The following is a 19,347-nucleotide window of genomic DNA, read 5'->3' as shown; positions in this document are numbered from 1 at the left end:
TCTCGACCCCGCACGGAAGCCGGTGTTTCGGATCCCGATTCCAGCGACGCGGACCCGTGGCACATCTCGGACGGCGCCACTACTTCGATCGCGCATCCCCGAAGAAGATCCTGGTTCAGGGCCATGTAACCGAGGAGAGACACCTGCGATCGGGCATAGTACATGCCGGGTCAGGGGCGGAATCAAGCCGGTATGTCCGCGGCCGCCCAGACGGCCGAGCGAGGGGCCGCAGTACCTCCCCTCCTATGCCTTCGATCGACAATGAATTACCGGTAGGCGGTTATAGCAATAAACTGGCAATCTCACTTGTGATCGCCAATAGACACCACTTCCATCAATCGACGCGGCGTGCCGACAATTCCATATGAGTGCCCATTCCGCTACACCCGAACAATCTGTCCCGGGTACCGTCTCGCAGCACATACTTCCGTTCGGCAGCGCGCTCATATCGGGCGATGAATTGTCTCCACGCTTCCGGGTGCGCCGAAGATCGCTGCCGGACAGAGGCGGTCCCCCCGAGAAGTTCAGCGTCCACGACGCTTTCACGCACGGCCGGACGGCGGTCGATCAGCGCCCACGGCGACATCGTCCCGGTCAGGCCGCGGATTCGAACGGCCGATGGCAGGCCGGGCAGGCACCGGCGATCGGCGACCATGCCGGTGCAATCGGCACGACCGCCGCGCCGGACGCACACCGGCACAACGCTGAAGACATTTTGCCCGCAAGGGAATCGGGGCGGCGCCGCAGCCGTGTGCTGGTCCACCGGATACGGCCGCAAAAATTCTTGGTAGGAGAGTTCGGCAAATTGGCGTGGTGTCGCCTGCCGCAGGCCAGGACCCGGCGTATGGACAATCACCGGGACGACGCGATGTCCGGCAGCACCGCTCGTTCACTCGCCCGTCCCGGACCGACCGCCGCCATTGTGGGGATCGGCGCGGGCGCGCCGGATCGACGCCGACGTCGCACCGCCTTCTCTGCTTCGATGACGATCGGGACCACGAGCGACCAGCCCAGGCAGGCCAGCCACTGACCACCCGTCAGCGACCTCGTCATCAGCAGATCCTGCAGGAAGCCGATCTCGACCGCGAACACGGTGACCACGACCGGAATCGACAGGATCTTCACCGCGCCGAGAACCGGTGCGGTGACACCGGACTCCGGGTCGCGGCGCATGACCAGGCCGCTCAGGATGGAACCGAACGACAGCACCACGAACGCCATGGTCATCGGGACACTCGCCGTAGTCGTGCTCATCTCCCCCGGCGCGAGGAGCATCGCGGCGAGCGTCACGGCCAGTTGCAGAGCACCGTAGGCCAGCCACTGCACGAACGAATTCCGGTTCGCGATCGGCTTCGCCGGGTCGCGGGGCGGCTTGTTCATCAGGTCCGGCGGCGGCGGATCCAGCATGATCACGGCGACCGGGAACAGGGTGATGAAGAAGTGCTGGAACAGCACCATGAGCGGGGTCAGCGCGACCCCGTCGTTGATGTCGAAGACGCTGGCGACGAGGAACAGCGCCACCAGCGCGAACAGCTTGGACATCTGATAGCGGATATAGGACACGATCTTGTCGTAGATGCCGCGCCCCAGCCGGATCGCGGTGATCAGGGTCCCGAAGTTGTCGTCGGTGAGCACCATCTTGCCCGCCTGCTTGGTGACTTCGCTGCCCGATCCCATCGCCACGCCGATATCGGCCTTCTTCAGCGCGGCGGCGTCGTTGACCGCGTCGCCGGTCATGGCCACCACGTCACCGCCGCGCTGCATCAGGTCGGCCAGCCGCAGTTTGTCCTGCGGGGTGACCCGCCCGAACACGTGCAGATTCGGCAGGGCCGCCGACAACTGCTCGTCGGTCATCGCCTGGAGTTCGCCGCCGCCGATCGCACCGGGCCCGAGGCCGAGTTCGGCCCCGATCGCGGACGCGGTGATCGCGTGATCTCCGGTGATCATGCGGACCTCGATGCCGGCCGCACGCGCGGTGCGCACCGCCTCGATCGCCTCGCGCCGCAGCGGATCGATGATCCCGACCATGCCGACGAAGGTGAGTTCCCCGACGAACGACATCGGGTCGGCAACGGCGGCTTCCTCCTGCTCGTCGAGCAAGCGTGCGGCGAAGGCCAGCACGCGCAACCCCTTCTCCGACATGGCGCGATTCGCGGCCGCGATCTCGTGCCGCATGTCGTCGATCGGCACGGCTCGCCTGCCCGGACGGTACGCGGTCGCGCACCGGTCCAGGACGACGTCGGGCCCGCCTTTGACCAATTCGACGAAGCGGGTGCTCCCGTCGACTTCCAGGTGGTGGAACGTCGCCATGAATTTGTAGGCCGAATCGAACGGCACTTCGGCGACCCGGGGGTAGGTTCGGCGGGTCAGGGGTGCGTCGACGCCGAGCTTGGCCGCCAGCACCACCAGCGCCGCCTCGGTCGGATCGCCCACGACCTCCCCGCTGTCGGCGACGGTGGCGTCGCTGTCCAGGCACAGCCCGTAGGCCAGCAGGGTGAAATCCGGCGCCGCCTGCCCGGCGGCGTGGGTGATCGCCCCGGACTTGTCGTACCCTTGGCCCTCGACGGTGTACCACCGGCCGTGGAAGTACAGCGACCGCACCGTCATCTGGTTCATCGTCAGCGTGCCGGTCTTGTCGGAGTTGATGGCGCTCGTCGCGCCGAGTGTCTCGACATCCGTGAGGTTCTTGACGACGGCCTTGGCCTCGGCCAGCCGGCGCGCCCCGTAGGCCAGCATCGCCTGCACGAATGTGGGCAAGCCGGTCGGGATCGCCGACACGCCCATCGAGATCCCGAGCAACAGCACCGCCGTGATGCTCTGCCCGCGGATCGCCCCGATGATCACGATGATCGCCACCGCCGTCCAGGCGATCGCGCCCAGCACCTTCGTCAGCGCATCCAGCTCGCGTTGCAACGGCGACTTGCTCGGGGCGACCGCCGAGAGCATCGACGCGATCCGGCCCATCTCGGTGTCCGAGCCGGTCTCGGTGACCACCATGGCGGCGGTGCCGCGCGTCACCGATGTGTTCTGGAAGACCATGTCGGCCCGGTCGCCCAGGGCGACGTCGGCGGCGCCGAGCGTGTGGGCGTCCTTGGCGACGGGCGCGCTCTCCCCCGTCAGCGCCGCTTCCTGGGTCTCGAGGGTGGTGGATTTCAACAGCCTGCCGTCCGCGGGGACGATGTCGCCTGCCTCCAGTTCGACGATGTCGCCCGGCACGAGCTCGGTCGCGGCACAGCGCGTCAGCGACCCGTCGCGCACAACCCGCGCCTGCGGCGTCTGCATCTTCGCCAGCGCGTCGACGCTGGCCCGCGCCTTGACCTCCTGCTGGGTACCCAGCACGACATTGAGCCCGACCAGCACCCCGACCACGATCGCCGTCGGAATCTCGCCGATGATCACGCTGACCACCGTGACCACCAGCAGCATCAGGTTCATCGGATCCTTCGTCTGCAGCAACGCCATCGCCCAGACCGACGGCGCGGGTTCCGCGGCGAGCTCGTTGGGGCCGTATCGCTTTCGCCGTTCCTCGACGTCGAGTGCGGTCAGGCCGGACTGCCGGTCCGAGCCGAGAGCCGCCAGCACCGCGTCCGCGTCCTGCGCGTACCAGACCGGTCGCCTCTCCGAGCCGGCCTGACGTACGCGGTCCCGCGCTGATTCCGTCGTTGCCATGTCCCGCTGGTCCTTTCTCGGCTGGGACCGCATGGCAGGTTCTCCAGCGCCCGATCCGGACGTGAGCGGGCACGTGGCCCCGATCGCCATGATGTCGCAGTGAGGTATCCAGACAACCACGGGCAAGCGATGGGAACACCGGATTGACCCAACAGAGACAGCACTGCGACCGACGCGCGGTCAGTGCTGGTCATCGCGGCTCGAAAACGAGCTTCACCGCGTTCGAACGACGATCAAAGGCACCTCTACCGAGTGCAGCAGGGTGTTGCTCGTCGAGCCCAGCAGCATGCTGGCGAACCCTCCTCTGCCGTGACTGCCGACCACAACCAACTGTGCGTTCGCCGACTCGTCCAGCAACGATCGGCCCGGCCGGCCCGCCGTGACGACGCGACGTACCGCGACGTCCGGGTAGCGATCGGCCCAACCGGCCAGACTCTCGGCCAGCACCGCCTCCGCCGACTCGCGGGCGCCGTCCCAGCCGCGGACCGGTGCGTCCGGACCGCTGGTGTCGCTCCACGCGTGCAGCGCGACCACGTCGACCTTTCGGCGTGACGCCTCCTCGAACGCCAGTTCGACGGCGGCCACACTGTTGTCGGTCCCATCGACGCCCACCAGCACGGGCTGCCGGGCCGACACGGCGTCGATCGCCGCGATGCCATGGACCACCGCGACCGGGCACCGCGCGTGATGGGTGGCCGCGGTGCTCACCGAGCCGAGCAGTCCCCGCTGGAAAGCACCCATCCCGCGACTGCCCACCACCAGCATCCACGCTCGCGCGGACCTTTCGATGAGCATGGGAATGATCAGTTCGAAAGTCACCTCGGTGGTGATGGCGGGTTCGGCGCCCGGCACCGCCGTGCGCGCCACCCGCGCCGCCTCCGTGAGGATGCGCTCGCCGTCGGCGCGCAACCATTCCAGATCGGCTTCTCCGAGCGACATCTCGGGGCCGAAACCGGTCTGGATCGCCATCGAAGTGACGATGTGCAGCGAGCGGTGATGCAGCGCGGCTTCGACCGCCGCCCAAGCGACCGCCTGGTACGAGCTGGCCGAGCCGTCGACGGCCGCCAAGATGGGAAAGGCGAGATTCGTTTCGCGCGAGGTGCTTTCGGTGGTCATGAAGATTCCCTCCGTCGAGAGCGGCGCCGCAGGCATCCCCTCGGTCGTCCGCGCCGCCGCTGCCATCGGCATCGAGCATCTCGCGTCCCCCACGAAGGCGGCAGAGACGAAGGTCATTCACCGGGCGGGCCGTCGGACCTCTGCCGAAGGCTGCTTCTACGATTCGTCGGTCTCGGCCGGGTCATCCCGGCTCCGCGCGGCCGGCCGCAGTGGCAACCTGCCGGTGGCGAACAGCGGCGCGATGGCGAGCAGGGCAGTCACGGCCAACGCCACCCGCAAGGCTTCCAGCCGCGCCTCGGTGTTGACGGCTATGACGGCGTCCGCGGTGGACTGCTGCACTCCGGCGGCATGGAGGGCATCCTCTAGTTGGGTGTTGGACAGGAACGGCACGCCGCCCGCGAGTTCGGTGGTCGCCCGCTGCTGCACCGACGCGGGAACCGCGGGATCGCTTTCGATGCCCGCGACGACCGACGAGGTCAGGGTCGCGATCAGCACCGAGCCGATCAAGGCGGTGCCGAGCGATGCGCCGAGATTGGTCACGGTGTTCTGCAGCCCGCCGACCGCGCCGCTCTGCGCATCGGGCACCGACGAGACGGTGACAGCCCCCAACTGCGAGGCCAGAGCGCCCAGTCCGAGTCCCATCAGCAGCATCGGAATCGAGACCACCCCGGCGTTCGCTCCGGGGTCCATCCCGGCGACCAGAATCAGGATGCCGGTGATCATCGAGCCCAGCCCCAGCCGTACCACCCGCCGCGGGTTCGCCCGCGGCCGGAACTTCGGAATCGCCGTCGCCGCCAGAACCAGCGCCACCGACAGCGGCAGGATCCGCACGCCCGTTTCCACGGCGCTGAGTTCGAGCACCACCGACAGGAACAGCGGAACCGCGAAGAACACCCCCGCCTGCACCGTGAACTGAGCGAAGAACATGCTCAGACCGCCGGTGAGCTGCCGATTACGCAGCAATCCCGGATCGACGAGCGGCTCCCGGCCCGTGTCGACCAGATGGGTCTGCCACCGCAGGAACAGGTACGAGACCAGCAGTCCGGCGATCAGCAGCCAGATGACCGGGGAGAGCCCGAGCACGGCGGGACCGCCCGGCTTCACCCGCACCCAGCCCCACGTGCTCGACCGCAGGACGCCGAAGACGACCATGCCGAGACCGGCCACCGACAGCAGCGAGCCCACCAGATCGAGCCGTACCTGCTCCGCGGGGGCGTCCTCGATCCTGCGGAGCACCAGTAGGATCAGTACGACGATCACGACCTCGCCGAAGAACACGTACCGCCAGGACGCGTATGTCGTCACCGCGCCGCCGAGCAGCGGCCCCACCGCGACCGCCATCGCGCCGGCCGCCGCCACCAATCCATAGGCCGCCGCGCGGCGTTCCGGCGCGAAGTTCGCCGCGACCAGGGACACGATCGCGGGCATGATCAGAGCCGCTCCGATCCCCTCGAGCAGCGACCAACCCAACAGCAGAACCGGCAGATTCGGCGCCAGGCCGGTGGTGCAGGAACCGGCGCCGTAGATCACCAGCCCGAGGCCGAACGCCCGGCGACGGCCCAGGATGGAGCCCACCTTCCCGCCGGTCAGCATCAGCGTCGCCATCACCAACGTGTAGAGGGTGATCGCGGTTTGGATTCCGGTGATCGTCGTACCGACGTCCTGGGCCACGGTCGCCATCGACACGTTCATCACCGAGCTGTCGAGCGTCATCAGGAATTGGCCCGCAGCCAGTACACCCAGTACCAGAACGGAGTTCGGCCTGGCCTGCGATACCGAAGAACTCTCGATGCTCATGTCTCGGTTCCGTCCCGGTCTCGGCCGAGAGCCGGGGCCCGAGCCACTCGGCTACGGCGGCGGTCGCCGTGCCGGAACCGAGCAGCGCCCTGGCGACGGCGATCTGTCGGCGGGCGACTTGCCGGGCCACCTGCCTGGTGTTCTGGTCCGGTGGCCGAATCGGCCACGCGCCCCCGCCGTCGGACGACCGCCGAAGGTCGGAAGGGAACGCCGCAACATCCACCTCATTTGATCACAGACGTCCACCGCGGACCCGCAATTGCTCGCGGTGACCGGCTTCGGGTCACCGACCCGTTGCGCTTCGCTACGGCGACCTATCCCTGCTCGCCGAGCAGTCTGACACCGGTCACGATCGTGGGTTCGATAGCGATGACGGTGTCCATGAGCCCATCGGCCCACGGGCGCAGCAGCCGCGTATAGCGCGCGATCCGTTCGGGGTCGGTGACCGTACGCGCGAGACCGGTCACGACGACCGACCAGCCCACATGGCTCACCGCGTCGATGTCGTCGGCCTCGTACGCCACGACGACGGACGGATCGGCACGAACGGTGTCGGTGAGCCGTGAGGTGACCCGGGTACGCACGATGACCACACCGCCGTCGACGAAATGGTTGACCGGGCGAATCGCGGGCAGTGCGTCGCGAGTGAACACCACGCGTCCGTAGGCGACGCCGGCCAGCAGCCGCAGCGCCTCCTCGCGGTCGATCTCGACCATTGTGCGGCCCGCTACGCCGCGGTCAGCGACACGGCCGTTCGAGGCGATCATGATCTCGGGCCGGGGCACATCGCGCGTGCATCCACCTGGCAACAACTTCGCTCTCCGGTCTTCACTCGACACCACGGCCTCCCATATCATCACCGAGTCCTACTGCCGGACAGGGCAGAAAGTCCCCGATCCGTCCTCTTCGCGCAGCCGGTCCCGGCGGCTCGGGCCGCACCGCCGTGAAGGCGCGTCACGGTCGGATCTCCTCGGGCCGGGACGCTCGCCGGATCCCGGCCCGCTCCCGCAGCCGCCGGATCTCCCGCTCGATGCCTTCGGCGAGCACGGCGATATCGGGAGCGGTGTCATAGTCTCCGGTGATACCGAAGGTCAGGTGGCCCGCGTAACTGAGGACCGCGACCGCCGTGCGCAACCGCATGGCGATCGGCATGGCAGGCAGAAGTTCCGACACCACACGCCCGCGCACGGTCAGCTGTTCACGCGGGCCGGGCACATTCGTCACCAGCGCCCCCACGGTTCGTTGCGGAAACCGTGCCAGCAGACGAAGACTCCACGCCAGGGGCGCGAACGGCAGCAAGCCCGCCAGCGCGAGCACCGATTTCTCCGCCTGCGCTTCGCCTCCCGACTTGTGCCGGTTCATCCGTTCCCGGATCGCCCTCAGCCGCTCCACCGGGTCGGCGACCTCGATCGGCAGGAACGGCAGCACCGCCGAAACTCGGTTGTCCAGTGTGTATTTCGCTTGTTCGGAGCGCATGGAGATCGGGACGAGGATACGCAGTTTGTCCGGAGACGGCCGTTCGTCGCGGCCGACCAACAGTTCACGATAAGCGGCGGCGACCGCGGCAAGGACGACATCGTTGACCGTGACGCCGAACACCGCGCCGATCTCATGGACATCCGACAGGGCGGCCCGGGCCACGACATACCGGCGCTGGCGTCCGATGGGGCCGTTCAGCGAGCACTCGGTGGCCGGCGACACGACGGCGGACAGCAGCGGCGCCAGACCGCGCGTCATGGCGACCACCGACCGCGGCACGACGACGGGTAGCCGCGACAGTTCTCGAACCAGATCCGGCCGGCGCACCTCGGTACGGCTCGGTGGCTCGGTCACCGGATCGTTCGGCTCCTCGGCCACGGCATCGCAGAAACTTCGAAACACCGAGATGCCGGATACGCCGTCCACCAGACTGTGATGCGCTTTGACCAGCAGTGCCCAGCGGTCCGCCGCGAGGTGTTCGACGACGACGCACTGCCACAGCGGATGGTCGCGATCGAGTCGCTCCTCGAGTTCCGTCGCCACCAATTCGCACAACGCGGCCTCGTCACCCGGCGCGGGCAGTGCGGTCCACCGAATATGGTGTGCGAGATCGAAATTGGGGTCGTCCTCCCACACCGGCGTGGCCAGGTCGAGCGGCGCCCGCCGCACCTTCTGGCGCAAGCGCGCGTTCCGCTGCACGCCCTTGGCGACTACGCCGCTCAGCTCGGACCTGCTCGGTGGGGCACCGGAGATGATCGCCACCGCGCCGATGCCGAGACTGATATGCCGGTCGGAGTCCTCCAGTTCCATGAAGCCGGAATCGAGGGGTCGTAGTTCTGTCATGGGGATGCTCATTCGAGTCGCTTCGTCTCTCCAGCATCGCGCGAAGCGTCGGTTCAGATGATGGCCGAAGGTCACCGAACGCAGGGCACTCCGGCCACGGCGCGCCCGTCGCCGGACCGGGACTCGGCCGTCGGCAGGCTTGGAAGCAACCCTCGACTCGGCGGCGTCACCAGGGGAAGAATCGGCGTATGCGAACCGTACTCATTCTCGGTGCGGGGTTCGGAGGGCTGGAGCTGGCCACCCGTCTGTCGGGTTCGCCGGCCGACGAACTCCGTGTCGTCATCATCGACCGAAACGACTCCTTCACCTTCGGCTTCGCCAAACTGGACATTCTGTTCCGTGACCTGCCCCCGGAGACAGCGCGGGTGCCGTATTCCCGCTTCACCCATCCGCGCGTCGAATTCCGACAGGAGGAGGTCACCGAGATCGACCCGAGAGCACGCCGCGTCCGTACCGACCAGGCGGTGTACGACCCCGACATCCTCGTCGTCGCGCTGGGCGCCGACTACGATCCCGGCGCCACCCCCGGCTTCGTCGAGGACGGCTACGAGTACTACTCGATCGACGGCGCCCGTCGCTTGCGCGAACGCCTGGCGGGTTTCGACGGCGGAGCCGTCGTCCTCGCGGTGCTGAGCGTCCCGTTCAAGTGCCCGCCCGCGCCCTACGAAGGCGCGATGCTCCTGCACGAAGCGCTCACCAGGCGCGGAATCCGGAACCGTACCCACATGCAGTTCTTCACCCCCATGGACGCACCGATTCCGGTGTCCGCGCAAACCTCCGCCGCCATCGTCGAAGCGCTGGCGCGGCGTGGCATCGCCTATTCGCCCGGGCGCCGGGTGCACGCGCTCGACCCGGACCGCCACATCGCGGTCACCAGGACCGGCGAGGTGCCCTACGACCTGTTCATCGGAATCCCGAAGCACCGGGTTCCCGCGGTCGTCGAGGTGTCGGGGCTCACCGAGGGTGGGACCGACGGCTGGATCGCCGTGGACCCGCACACCCTCGAGACGCCGTATCCGGGCGTCTACGCCCTCGGCGACTGCGCCGACGCGCCGGTTCCGCGGGCGGGCGTGTTCGCCGAGGACGCCGCCCGCACGGTCGCCGCGGGCATCGAGGCCGGGTTCGGCGGCTCGGCGCCGCAGGAACAGTATCGCGGGCGGGGCACCTGCCATATCGAGTTCGGAGGCGGGCTGGTCGGCAAGGTCGAGGCCGATTTCCTCTCCGGTCCCGCGCCGGTCGCACCGTTCAGCGTGCCCTCGGTGGAACTCGCCCGGGAGAAGGCCGCCGCCGCCGAGGCCCGGCTGCACCGCTGGTTCACCGGCTGACCGAGTCCTCACCGCCCGGCTCGCCCGCTCGCCACGCGCGGGTCAGCACCGCGGCGATCTCGGCCAGGCCGGACGCGACGGTCATTCGCCAGTGCGTCGTCGACACAGGATGGTTGTGCACGCGGCCGTCGACGACCTCGCTCCAGATCGACGCGCCGACACAGCCGGTCGGATCGTCGAGCGCGGCGGTGAAATAGAGGACATCTCCCCGGTACACCGGCGGGACGTAGGCGCCGCGCAGCGCGACCGAGTGCACCGCCGCGTCCAGGATCCGGGTGACGCGGTCGGAGCCGAACGACGCGAACGGCTCCGGAAGTTCGGTCATCTTCTGCGGCAGCGCGACCCAGTCCACCTCCGCGACGTTGCCGAGGTCGCCCGCCTGCTCACCCAGCAGGCCGCCGATCAACTCGGCCACCGGGACCTGGCCCGCGTCACCCGGCGGCGTGCCGGGCGGATCCGCCATGTAGCTGTCCATCACCGCGAGCAGCGCGACTGGCTCGCCTTCGCGTTGCAGCTGGACCGCCATCTCGTGCGCGATGACGCCGCCGAAGGACCAGCCGAGCAGATGGTAAGGACCGGTCGGTTGTTTCGCGCGGATCAGCTCGAGGTAGCGGCGGGCCCATTCCTCGATCGAATCCGGCATCACCTCATCGCCGGCCAGCACGGGCGTTTGCAGGCCGTAGAGCGGCCGTTCCGGGTCGAGGTAGGCGGCGAGGCCCGCATACGACCAGGAGATGCCCGACACGGGATGCACACAGAACAGCGGCGCGGCCGAACCGCCGGGACGCAGCGGCAGCAGCATGTCGAAGGCCGCCTCGGTCTGGACTTCGCCGCTCGCCCGGCGGGCCAGGTCGGCGACCAGTTCCGCGGGTGTGGGCGCGGTGAACACCCGCATCACCGGAATCCGGGTGCCCAGCGCGGAGGACAGCCGCAGAGTCAGCTTCGCGGCGAGCAGTGAGTTGCCGCCGTGCTCGAAGAAGTTGTCGTCCATGCCGAAGCGCTCGGCGCCGAGCACCGCGGCGAAGGCGGCCGCGACGGTCGCCTCCACGGGAGTGACAGCAGCGCGGAACTCGCGCGCGCGGAACGCCGGCGCGGGCAACGCCCGCTTGTCGAGCTTGCCGTTGGGGGTCAACGGGATGGCGTCGATCACCACGATCGCGGCGGGCACCATGTAGCCGGTCAGGTGTTCGGCCACCTGTTCGCGCAACTCGGCCGGGTCCGGCCGCGCCCCCGGTTCGGGCAGGACATAACCCACGAGCTGGTCACCGAGCGTCGGATCGGTCCGGACCAGCGCGACGGCCTGACGCACGCCGGAACACCGCACCAGCGCCGATTCGATCTCCCCGAGTTCGATCCGGAACCCGCGCAACTGCACCTGCTGGTCGCCGCGACCGGAGTAGGCGAGGCCGGCGTCGCCGCCGAACCGGTTCCAGCGCGCGAGGTCACCCGAGCGGTACATCCGCGATCCCGGCGGCCCGAAGGGATTCGCGACGAACCGCGTCGCGGTGAGCCCGGGCCGCCCCACGTAGCCGCGGGAGAGCTGACCGCCCGCGACATAGATCTCACCGGGCGTACCGACCGGCGCCGGTCGCAGACGAATGTCCAGCACGTGCGTGTCCAGCCCGGGCAGCGCTCGTCCGATCAGGCTGGCCGGGCTTTCCATCAGCTCCGCGCCGACGTCCAGGAAGGAGACGTGCACGGTGGTCTCCGTGATGCCGTACATGTTGACCAGTCGCGGCGATTCCCCCGGACGACGCTCACGCCAGCGTCGCAGGTGCCGCAGATCCAGCGCCTCACCGCCGAAGATCACATACCGCAGCGCGAATTCGCCGGACGCGGCCGAGGCGTCCCGATCGGCTTCGACCAGTTGACAGAATGCCGACGGCGTCTGGTTCAGCACCGTCACCTGCTCGCGAATCAGCAGCTCGCGGAACAATTCCGGTGAGCGCGAGGTCGCGTAGTCGACCACGACGACGGTGCCGCCGGTCACGAGCGCGCACCACAGCTCCCACACCGAAAAGTCGAACGCGAAGGAGTGGAACAACGTCCAGACGTCGTGCTCGCCGAATTCGAACAGCGGCCGCGCCTCGGTGAACAGTCGCACCGCATTGCGATGCGTCACGCCGACACCCTTCGGCACGCCCGTCGAACCCGACGTGTAGATGACGTAGGCGAGATTGTCCGGCAGCAGCGGCGACGCCCGGTCGGCGTCGGTGATCGGATCGTCGGCGAACTCCGCCGTCTGCTCCAGCAACACGGTGGGCAGGTCGGTGTCCGGGATGGCGGAGCGCTCGGCGGCGGTGGTCAGCACGCACACCGGTGCCGCGTCGGCGAGCACGAACGCCAGCCGCTGCGCCGGATAGCCGAGGTCGATCGGCAGGTACGCGGCACCGGCGGCCAGCACTCCGAGCAACGCGACCGGTAGGTCCTCGGTGCGCGGGATCGCCACGGCGACCAGGGTTTCCGGCCCCGCTCCGGCGGCGATCAGCGCGCGGGCGATTCGATTCGCGCGCTTGTACAACGCGCCGAAACTCAGTGTGGTGGCACCGAACCGGACGGCCTCCGCCTCCGGCCTGCGCCGTGCCTGCTCGCCGATCAGCTCGGGCAGGGTCGCCACCGGTTCGGTCCCGGCCCGCGCCTCGTGCGCGACCGCCGGGCAGTGTTCGCTCTCGTCGAGGATGTCGATGTCCCACACCCGCGCCGAGGGATCTTCGGCGACCGCGGACACGATGCGCTCGAACCGGCGCGCGAAGGCGCGGACGGTCGATTCGTCGAACAGGTCCGTGGCGTAGGTGAAGGTCACCGCCGATTCCGTCCGGCCGTCGCCGCACGCCCGCGGCTCGACGACCACTTGCACATCGAATTTGGCCGTGATCTCGCCGTTGTCGACGGCGGTGACCGTCAGATCCGGCAACTCCAGGGTGGGCTGCTCGAGGTTCTGGAACGACAGCATCACCGGAAACAGCGAGGTGCGCGCTCCGCTGCGCGCGGGATCGGCCTCCTCGACCACTCGCTCGAAAGGAACGTCCGCGTTGGCGAAGGCCGAGACGGCGACTTCACGGGAGCGCTGGACGAGATCGTGGAACCGCACGTCGGGGTCGACGTCGACGCGCAACGCCAGCGTGTTGACGAACATCCCGACCAAGTCGTCCAGCGCATGTTCGCCCCGCCCGGCCACCGGGGTCCCGATGACGACGTCCGTGGCGCCGCAGAGGCGTCCGATCAGCGTGGCGAGGGCCGCGTGCACCACCATGAACAGCGTCGCGTTGTGCTCGCGCGCGATGCCGGTCAGCCGCTCGTGTACCCGCGCCGGGATCGTGCAGCCGGTCGACGCGCCGCGCGTCGAGGCTGTCGACGAGCGCGGGCGATCGGCTGGCAGTTCCAGCGGTCCGGTGAGCCCGGACAGCTGCCCGCGCCAATACGACAGCTGTTGCGCCGCAACGGAATACTCGTCGTCCTCGGATCCGATCGTGCCGTGCTGCCAGATCGCGTAATCGGCGTACTGCACCGGCAGCGGCGACCAGTCCGGCGCGCCGCCGCCGAGCCTGGCCACGTAGGCGGTCACCAGGTCGCGGGCCAGCGGCGCGAGCGACGACCCGTCCGCCGAGATGTGGTGGGTCACGATGACGAGCAGATGATCTGGGCCCGAGGTGAACAGCCGCAGGCGCACGGGCGCGTCCGCGGTCACGTCGAAGCCCGCGGACATCAGCGCGTCCACCATGGCCGCGGCATCCGTGACACCGTGCTCGATCACGATGCCGTCGGGAAGGACCGCATCGGTCGGAAGGATCTCCTGATACGGCTGCCCGTCGGCGTCGACCGGGTAGCGGGTGCGCAGCACCTCGTGCCGTTCGATCACGTCGGCGAGCGCGTGGCGCAGCGCGGACAGATCGAGAGTGCCGGTCAGCCGGACGGCGAAGGGCATGTTGTAGGCGGGCGAGTCCGGCTCGATGCGGTTGAGCAACCACATCCGCTGCTGCGCAGGCGACAGCGGGATGCGATCCGGTCGTCGCACTCGCGCCAAGGGCGCGCGAGCCACGCCCGTCCCACCGGCGACCACCCGCGCGGCGAGTGCCCACACCGCGGGCGCCTCGAACAGATCCCGCACGGTGACCCGCGATCCGAGCGCCTCGTTGACCCGTGCGACGGCCCGGGTGGCGAGCAGCGAATTGCCGCCGAGCGCGAAGAAGTCGTCGTCGATGCCCGCTCGCTCGACGCCGAGCAGTTCGGCGAACACCTGCGCGACGGCCTGTTCGGCGGGGTTGCGCGGCGCTCGGAACGCCGTGGTCTCGATGGCGGGCTCGGGCAGCGCTGTGCGATCGAGTTTCCCGCTCGCGTTCAGCGGCAGCGCCGCCAGCTCCACCAGCGCGGACGGGATCATGTACGCGGGCAGGACCGCCGACATCCCGGCAACGAGTTCGCCATGATCGATGACCTGCCCCGGACGCGCGACGACATAGGCCGCCAGCCGATCTCCCGACGGCGATGCCACCACCGCCGCGACCGCTTGGCTCACCGACGGCTGCGCGAGCAGCGCCGTCTCGATCTCACCGAGTTCGATGCGCTGGCCGCGGAATTTCACCTGGAAGTCGGTGCGCCCGAGGTATTCCAGGCGTTGCGGCTCGTCCGCGCGAGGCGCACGCCAGACCGCCAGGTCGCCGGTGCGGTACATCCTGGTTCCGCGGCCGAACGGGTTGGCGACGAAACGGTCCGCGGTCAGCGCCGCTTGCCGCACGTATCCGCGGGCCAGCTGTTCGCCGGCCAGGTACAGCTCGCCCGGTACCCCGGCCGGAACCGGCCGCAGGCGCGAATCCAGCACGTATACCTGGGTATTCCACTGCGGCTGCCCGATCGGCACCGTCACATCGTCGCCCGTTCCGGCGGGCCGGTACGTCACCGAGACCGCCGCCTCGGTGGGTCCGTACAGGTTGTGCACCTGTGCGCCGGAGACCGCGCGGACCGCGCGCACGGTCTCCGGCGGCAGAGCTTCCCCGATGACGAACAGATCCCGCAGTGTCGCGAGACTTTCCGCCGTCGCATGGGCGGCGAACTCGGTCAACATGGAGGGCACGAAATCGGTGACCGTCACACGGTGCGCGGCGACGGCCGCGGCGAGGTAGGCGGCGTCACGATGCCCGTCGTGGTCGGCGAGCACGAGTTTCGCGCCCGCGCGCAACGGCATCAGGTAGCCCCACAAGGAGACGTCGAAGGTCGCCGCGGTCTTCTGCAGGTATACGTCCCGCGGGCCCATGGGGTACTGGGCGAGCATCCACTCGATCTGGTTGTCGATCGCGGCGTGCGAGACCGCCACACCCTTCGGACGCCCGGTCGAACCGGACGTGAAGATCACATAGGCGGGGTGCTGCGGCAGCACCGCCCGCCTCAGTTCGTCGGAACGAATCGCAGCTCCCGAGCGCTGGTCCGCGCCGAGGGCGTCCAGGGACAGGACGGCGACATGATCGGGTATCGGGATCGCGTCGGCGGAAGTGGTGAGCACGCAGACCGGTTTCGCGACCTCGAGCACGTGCGCGATCCGCTCGGCGGGGTGATCGGGGTCGAGCGGTACGTACGCGCCACCGGCGGTGAGGATCGCGTACATGCCGACCACGAGATCCACCGACCGCCGGACCGCGAGCGCCACAAGGGTTTCCGCGCCGACGCCGTGATCGGCGAGTACCCGGGCGAGCCGGTTGACCCGCTCGTCGAACTCGCGGTAGGTCAACTGCGTATCCGCGTGGACGACCGCTATCTCGTCCGGGTGCCGGGCTACCGCACGCCGGTACCCGTCGAGCACCAGCCCCGCCGCGATCGGGTGCCGGGTGTCGTTCCACCCGGCCAGGATCGCGGCGCGCTCCGCGGAATCGAGCAAGTCGATCTCCCCGACCGCCCGATCCGCCGAATCCGCGACGGCCGCGAGGATCACGCACAGCCGCCGGGCGAATCCCGCCACCGTGGCCTCGTCGAACAGGTCGGTGGAATAGGTGAACGCGGCCGAGATGCCCAGCGGCGTCCGCTCGTCCTCGTGCGGCACCATGGTCAGCTCGAGGTCGAATTTCGCCAGCGGCAGCGCGAAGTCCACCGCGGAAACCCGCAGCCCGGGCAGTTCCAGTGTCGTCGGCGCGAAGTTCTGGAAGGTCAGCATGGTCTGGAACAGCGGGTGATGCGCGCTCGACCGCACCGGGTCGAGCTCCTCCACCAGGCGTTCGAATGGCACGTCGGCGTGGCCGAAGGCCTCGATATCCCGCCTGCGCACCTGCTCGAGCAGCTCGGTGAAGCTGTGGCCGGGGTCGATCTCGGTACGCAGCGCGAGGGTGTTGACGAACATGCCGATCAGGCCGTCCACCGTGGCCTCGCCACGACCGGCCACCGGCGCGCCGACGGTGATGTCGCGGGTGTTCGACAGCCGGGCCAGCAAGACCGTGTACGCGGCGTGCGCGACCATGAACAACGTCGCGTCGTGGCGGTGTGCCAGCCGGTCCAGTGCGGCGTGCACCGCCGCGTCGATCTTGAATTCGTGGGTGGCGCCGCGACCGGAGAACACCGCGGGGCGCGGCCGGTCGGCGGGTAGGTCCAGCCGTTCCGGCAGGTCCGCCAGCCGCTGCCGCCAGAAACCGAGCTGGCGGGCGAGCGTCGAGTCCGGATCGCTCTCGGCGCCGAGCATCTCGCGCTGCCACAACGTGTAGTCCGCGTACTGCAAGGGCAACGGCTGCCAAGCGGGAGCGTGGCCCTCGGTCCTGGCCGAGTACGCGCTCATCAGATCGGCGGTCAGCGGGCCCATCGAGGAGCCGTCGGCGGCGATGTGGTGGACCACGCCGACCAGCACGTGCTCGGACTCGCTCGAACGCAGCAGACGCAACCGGAGCGGCGGCGCGGCCGTGACATCGAAGCCCTCGACCACCGCGGCCACCGTGTGCTCGAGGACTTCGGCTTCGGCGACGTCGAGCACCGGCAGCTCGGGCACCGCGCCCGGCTCCGACAGCGCGTGCACCCGCTGGCTGCCCGTCCCGTCGCGCTCCGGATAGCTGGTCCGCAGCACCTCGTGCCGCTCGACCAGATCTCGGATCGCCGCCCGCAGCGCGTCCACGTCCAGCTGTCCGCTCAACCGCACCGCCAGCGGGATGTTGTTGCTCGCCGCGGCCGGGTCGAACCGATTGAGGAACCACATCCGGCGCTGTGCGTACGACAGCGGCACCCGGTCCGGTCGCGCCATCGGTCGCGGCGCCGGGTGGGTGACTCGAGCCAGTTCGTTCAGGCGTTCGGCCAGTTTCGCCACCACCGAGGCCTCGAACAACAGCGCGACCGGAACGCGGACGCCCAGCGTGGTACCGAGCCGCGCCGCGGCCTGCGTCGCGATCAGCGAATTGCCGCCCAGTTCGAAGAAGTCGTCGTTGGCACCGACCCGGGCGGTTTCGGAGTCGCCCGGCGGGAGGAGCAGCGCGGCGAAGACGTCGGCGACCACATGCTCGGTCGGCGTGGCGGGCGCACGGAACTGCCTGGTGTTGAGCACCGGCTCCGGCAGCGCGGCGCGATCCAGCTTGCCGACCGGTGTCAGCGGGAGTTCGTCGAGCACCGTGATCGCGGCCGGAATCATGTATGCCGGAAGGGTTTTCGCCAGCAGATCGGCCAATTCGGCGGTGTCGAGCGCCACCCGGACGCTGCCGTCCGGGCCGGTCGCCGCTCGTGGCAGCACGTAGGAGACCAGCGCGGTGGCGCCGGACGGCAGTGTCGTGCCGAGTGTCGCGGCGTAGTCGACGTCGGGGTGGGCGGTCAGCGCGTTGTCGATCTCGCCGAGTTCGATCCGCAGCCCTCGGATCTTGACCTGGAAGTCCACCCGCCCGTGGTGTTCGAGGTGTCCCGCCGAGTCGCGCCGCACCAGATCGCCGGTGCGATACATGCGGGAGCCGGGTGCCGCCGCGAACGGATTGGCGACGAATCGGTCCGCGGTCAGCCCGGGGCGTCCGAGGTACCCCTGCGCCAGCGCCGGTCCGGACAGATACAGCTCGCCGATCACGCCGGTGGGCACCATCCGCAGCCGCGCGTCCAGCACGTGGACGCCCAGCCCCGGGACCGGAGTGCCGATATGGGTCGCGCCGCCCGCACACAGCGCCTCGGTGCCGGTGGCGAAGATGGTGGTCTCGGTGGGGCCGTAGACGATATAGAAGGACCGAGCGCCGGTCGCCCACCGTGCGGCCAGCTCGGGGCCCACACGCTCCCCGCCGCACAGGATGGCCCTGAGGTCGTCGAGCCCGGCCGGCTCGATGGATTCCAGGGCTCCCGGGGTGATGCACAGATGCGTGACCCGCTCGCGCCGCAGCAGATCGGCCAGTTCGGCGCCGCCGAACACCGTGGGCGGCGCCACGACCAGCGTCGCGCCCGCCGAGAAGGCGAGCAGCATCTCGATCACCGAGAAGTCGAAGCTCGGCGTGCACAGATGCGAGACGCGTGATGCCCGGCTCACCGCCCGGGCGGCGATCTCGTGCTCGACCAGGCCCGCGAGACCGGCGTGGGTGACCGCGACGCCTTTCGGCTTGCCCGTCGAGCCGGAGGTGTAGATCAGGTAGGCGAGGTGCTGTTCGGTGAGGGGACGAAGCCGGTCCAGGTAGCAGATCGAATGGCCGGGCGCGGCGGCGACCTTCTCCCGGTGCGCTTCGGAATCGAGTTCGATCCACGTCATGCCGGGCGCGACGAGTGCCGCGCGATGCGCCGAGGTGGTGAGGCCGACGACGGCGCCACAGTCGGCGATCATGTGCGCGATTCGATCCGCCGGATAGGAGGGATCGACGGGCACGTAGGTGGCACCGGTCTTCGCGACCGCCCACACCGCGAGCACCGACTCGATCGAGCGGGTGACGGCCACCGCGACGAAGTCTCCCGGCCCTACGCCGAACCCGATCAGGTAGCGGGCCCATCGCGACGACATCTCGTCCAATTCCCGGTAGCTGAGCTCACGCTGGTCCACGGGATCGCCGGTGGGATCGTACCGGAGGGCCGCCGAGTCGAACGCCGTGTCGACCGCGGCCGTGAGCAGTTGCGGGAACAGAAGATTGCGTGCTCGTGAATGCTGGGTGCGACGTGCGGAACGGCGTGTCGGGGTCATGCGGCGGCGAGTTCACTCTCT

Annotated in this window: 7 protein-coding genes; 1 reads left to right on the top strand and 6 read right to left on the bottom strand. The window is 69.3% G+C overall.

What is annotated here, in order from left to right; translation table 11 throughout:
• Positions 1 to 852: 852 nt before the first annotated feature.
• From AB0L97_RS21970 to AB0L97_RS21950, 5 genes are all read right to left on the bottom strand, one after another.
• A complete protein-coding gene (locus tag AB0L97_RS21970) occupies positions 853 to 3,669 on the bottom strand; it encodes a cation-transporting P-type ATPase (protein ID WP_364432375.1) in 2,817 nt (938 codons plus the stop codon).
• A 213-nt stretch (positions 3,670 to 3,882) separates the two neighbouring features.
• Positions 3,883 to 4,785, bottom strand: coding sequence for a universal stress protein (locus AB0L97_RS21965; protein ID WP_364432373.1), 903 nt, complete (start codon positions 4,783 to 4,785; stop codon positions 3,883 to 3,885).
• 156 nt (positions 4,786 to 4,941) lie between these two features.
• Positions 4,942 to 6,582, bottom strand: coding sequence for an MFS transporter (locus AB0L97_RS21960; protein WP_364432370.1), 1,641 nt, complete (start codon positions 6,580 to 6,582; stop codon positions 4,942 to 4,944).
• Between the two features lie 314 nt (positions 6,583 to 6,896).
• Entirely contained in the window at positions 6,897 to 7,349 is a 453-nt protein-coding gene (locus AB0L97_RS21955) for a pyridoxamine 5'-phosphate oxidase family protein (protein ID WP_355075549.1), read from the bottom strand.
• 187 nt (positions 7,350 to 7,536) lie between these two features.
• Complete coding sequence (locus AB0L97_RS21950) at positions 7,537 to 8,904, bottom strand: wax ester/triacylglycerol synthase family O-acyltransferase (protein WP_364432367.1); 1,368 nt, start codon at positions 8,902 to 8,904, stop codon at positions 7,537 to 7,539.
• A 188-nt stretch (positions 8,905 to 9,092) separates the two neighbouring features.
• On the opposite strand from AB0L97_RS21950, the gene AB0L97_RS21945 reads away from it, so the two are divergent.
• The gene (locus AB0L97_RS21945; RefSeq protein WP_355075329.1) at positions 9,093 to 10,229 is read left to right on the top strand and encodes an FAD-dependent oxidoreductase; all 1,137 of its coding nucleotides are present in this window, start codon (positions 9,093 to 9,095) and stop codon (positions 10,227 to 10,229) included.
• Here the strand turns inward: AB0L97_RS21945 and AB0L97_RS21940 are convergent.
• Entirely contained in the window at positions 10,219 to 19,326 is a 9,108-nt protein-coding gene (locus AB0L97_RS21940) for an amino acid adenylation domain-containing protein (RefSeq protein WP_364432363.1), read from the bottom strand. The two genes, AB0L97_RS21945 and AB0L97_RS21940, sit on opposite strands and share 11 nt — an antisense overlap.
• Positions 19,327 to 19,347: the final 21 nt, after the last annotated feature.

Origin of the sequence: Nocardia sp. NPDC051911 (genome assembly GCF_040681035.1) — a bacterium.
In the GTDB taxonomy this organism is placed as follows: domain Bacteria; phylum Actinomycetota; class Actinomycetes; order Mycobacteriales; family Mycobacteriaceae; genus Nocardia; species Nocardia sichangensis.
Note: the sequence above shows the minus strand (reverse complement) of the source record. Positions and strands in the feature narration are given on the sequence as shown.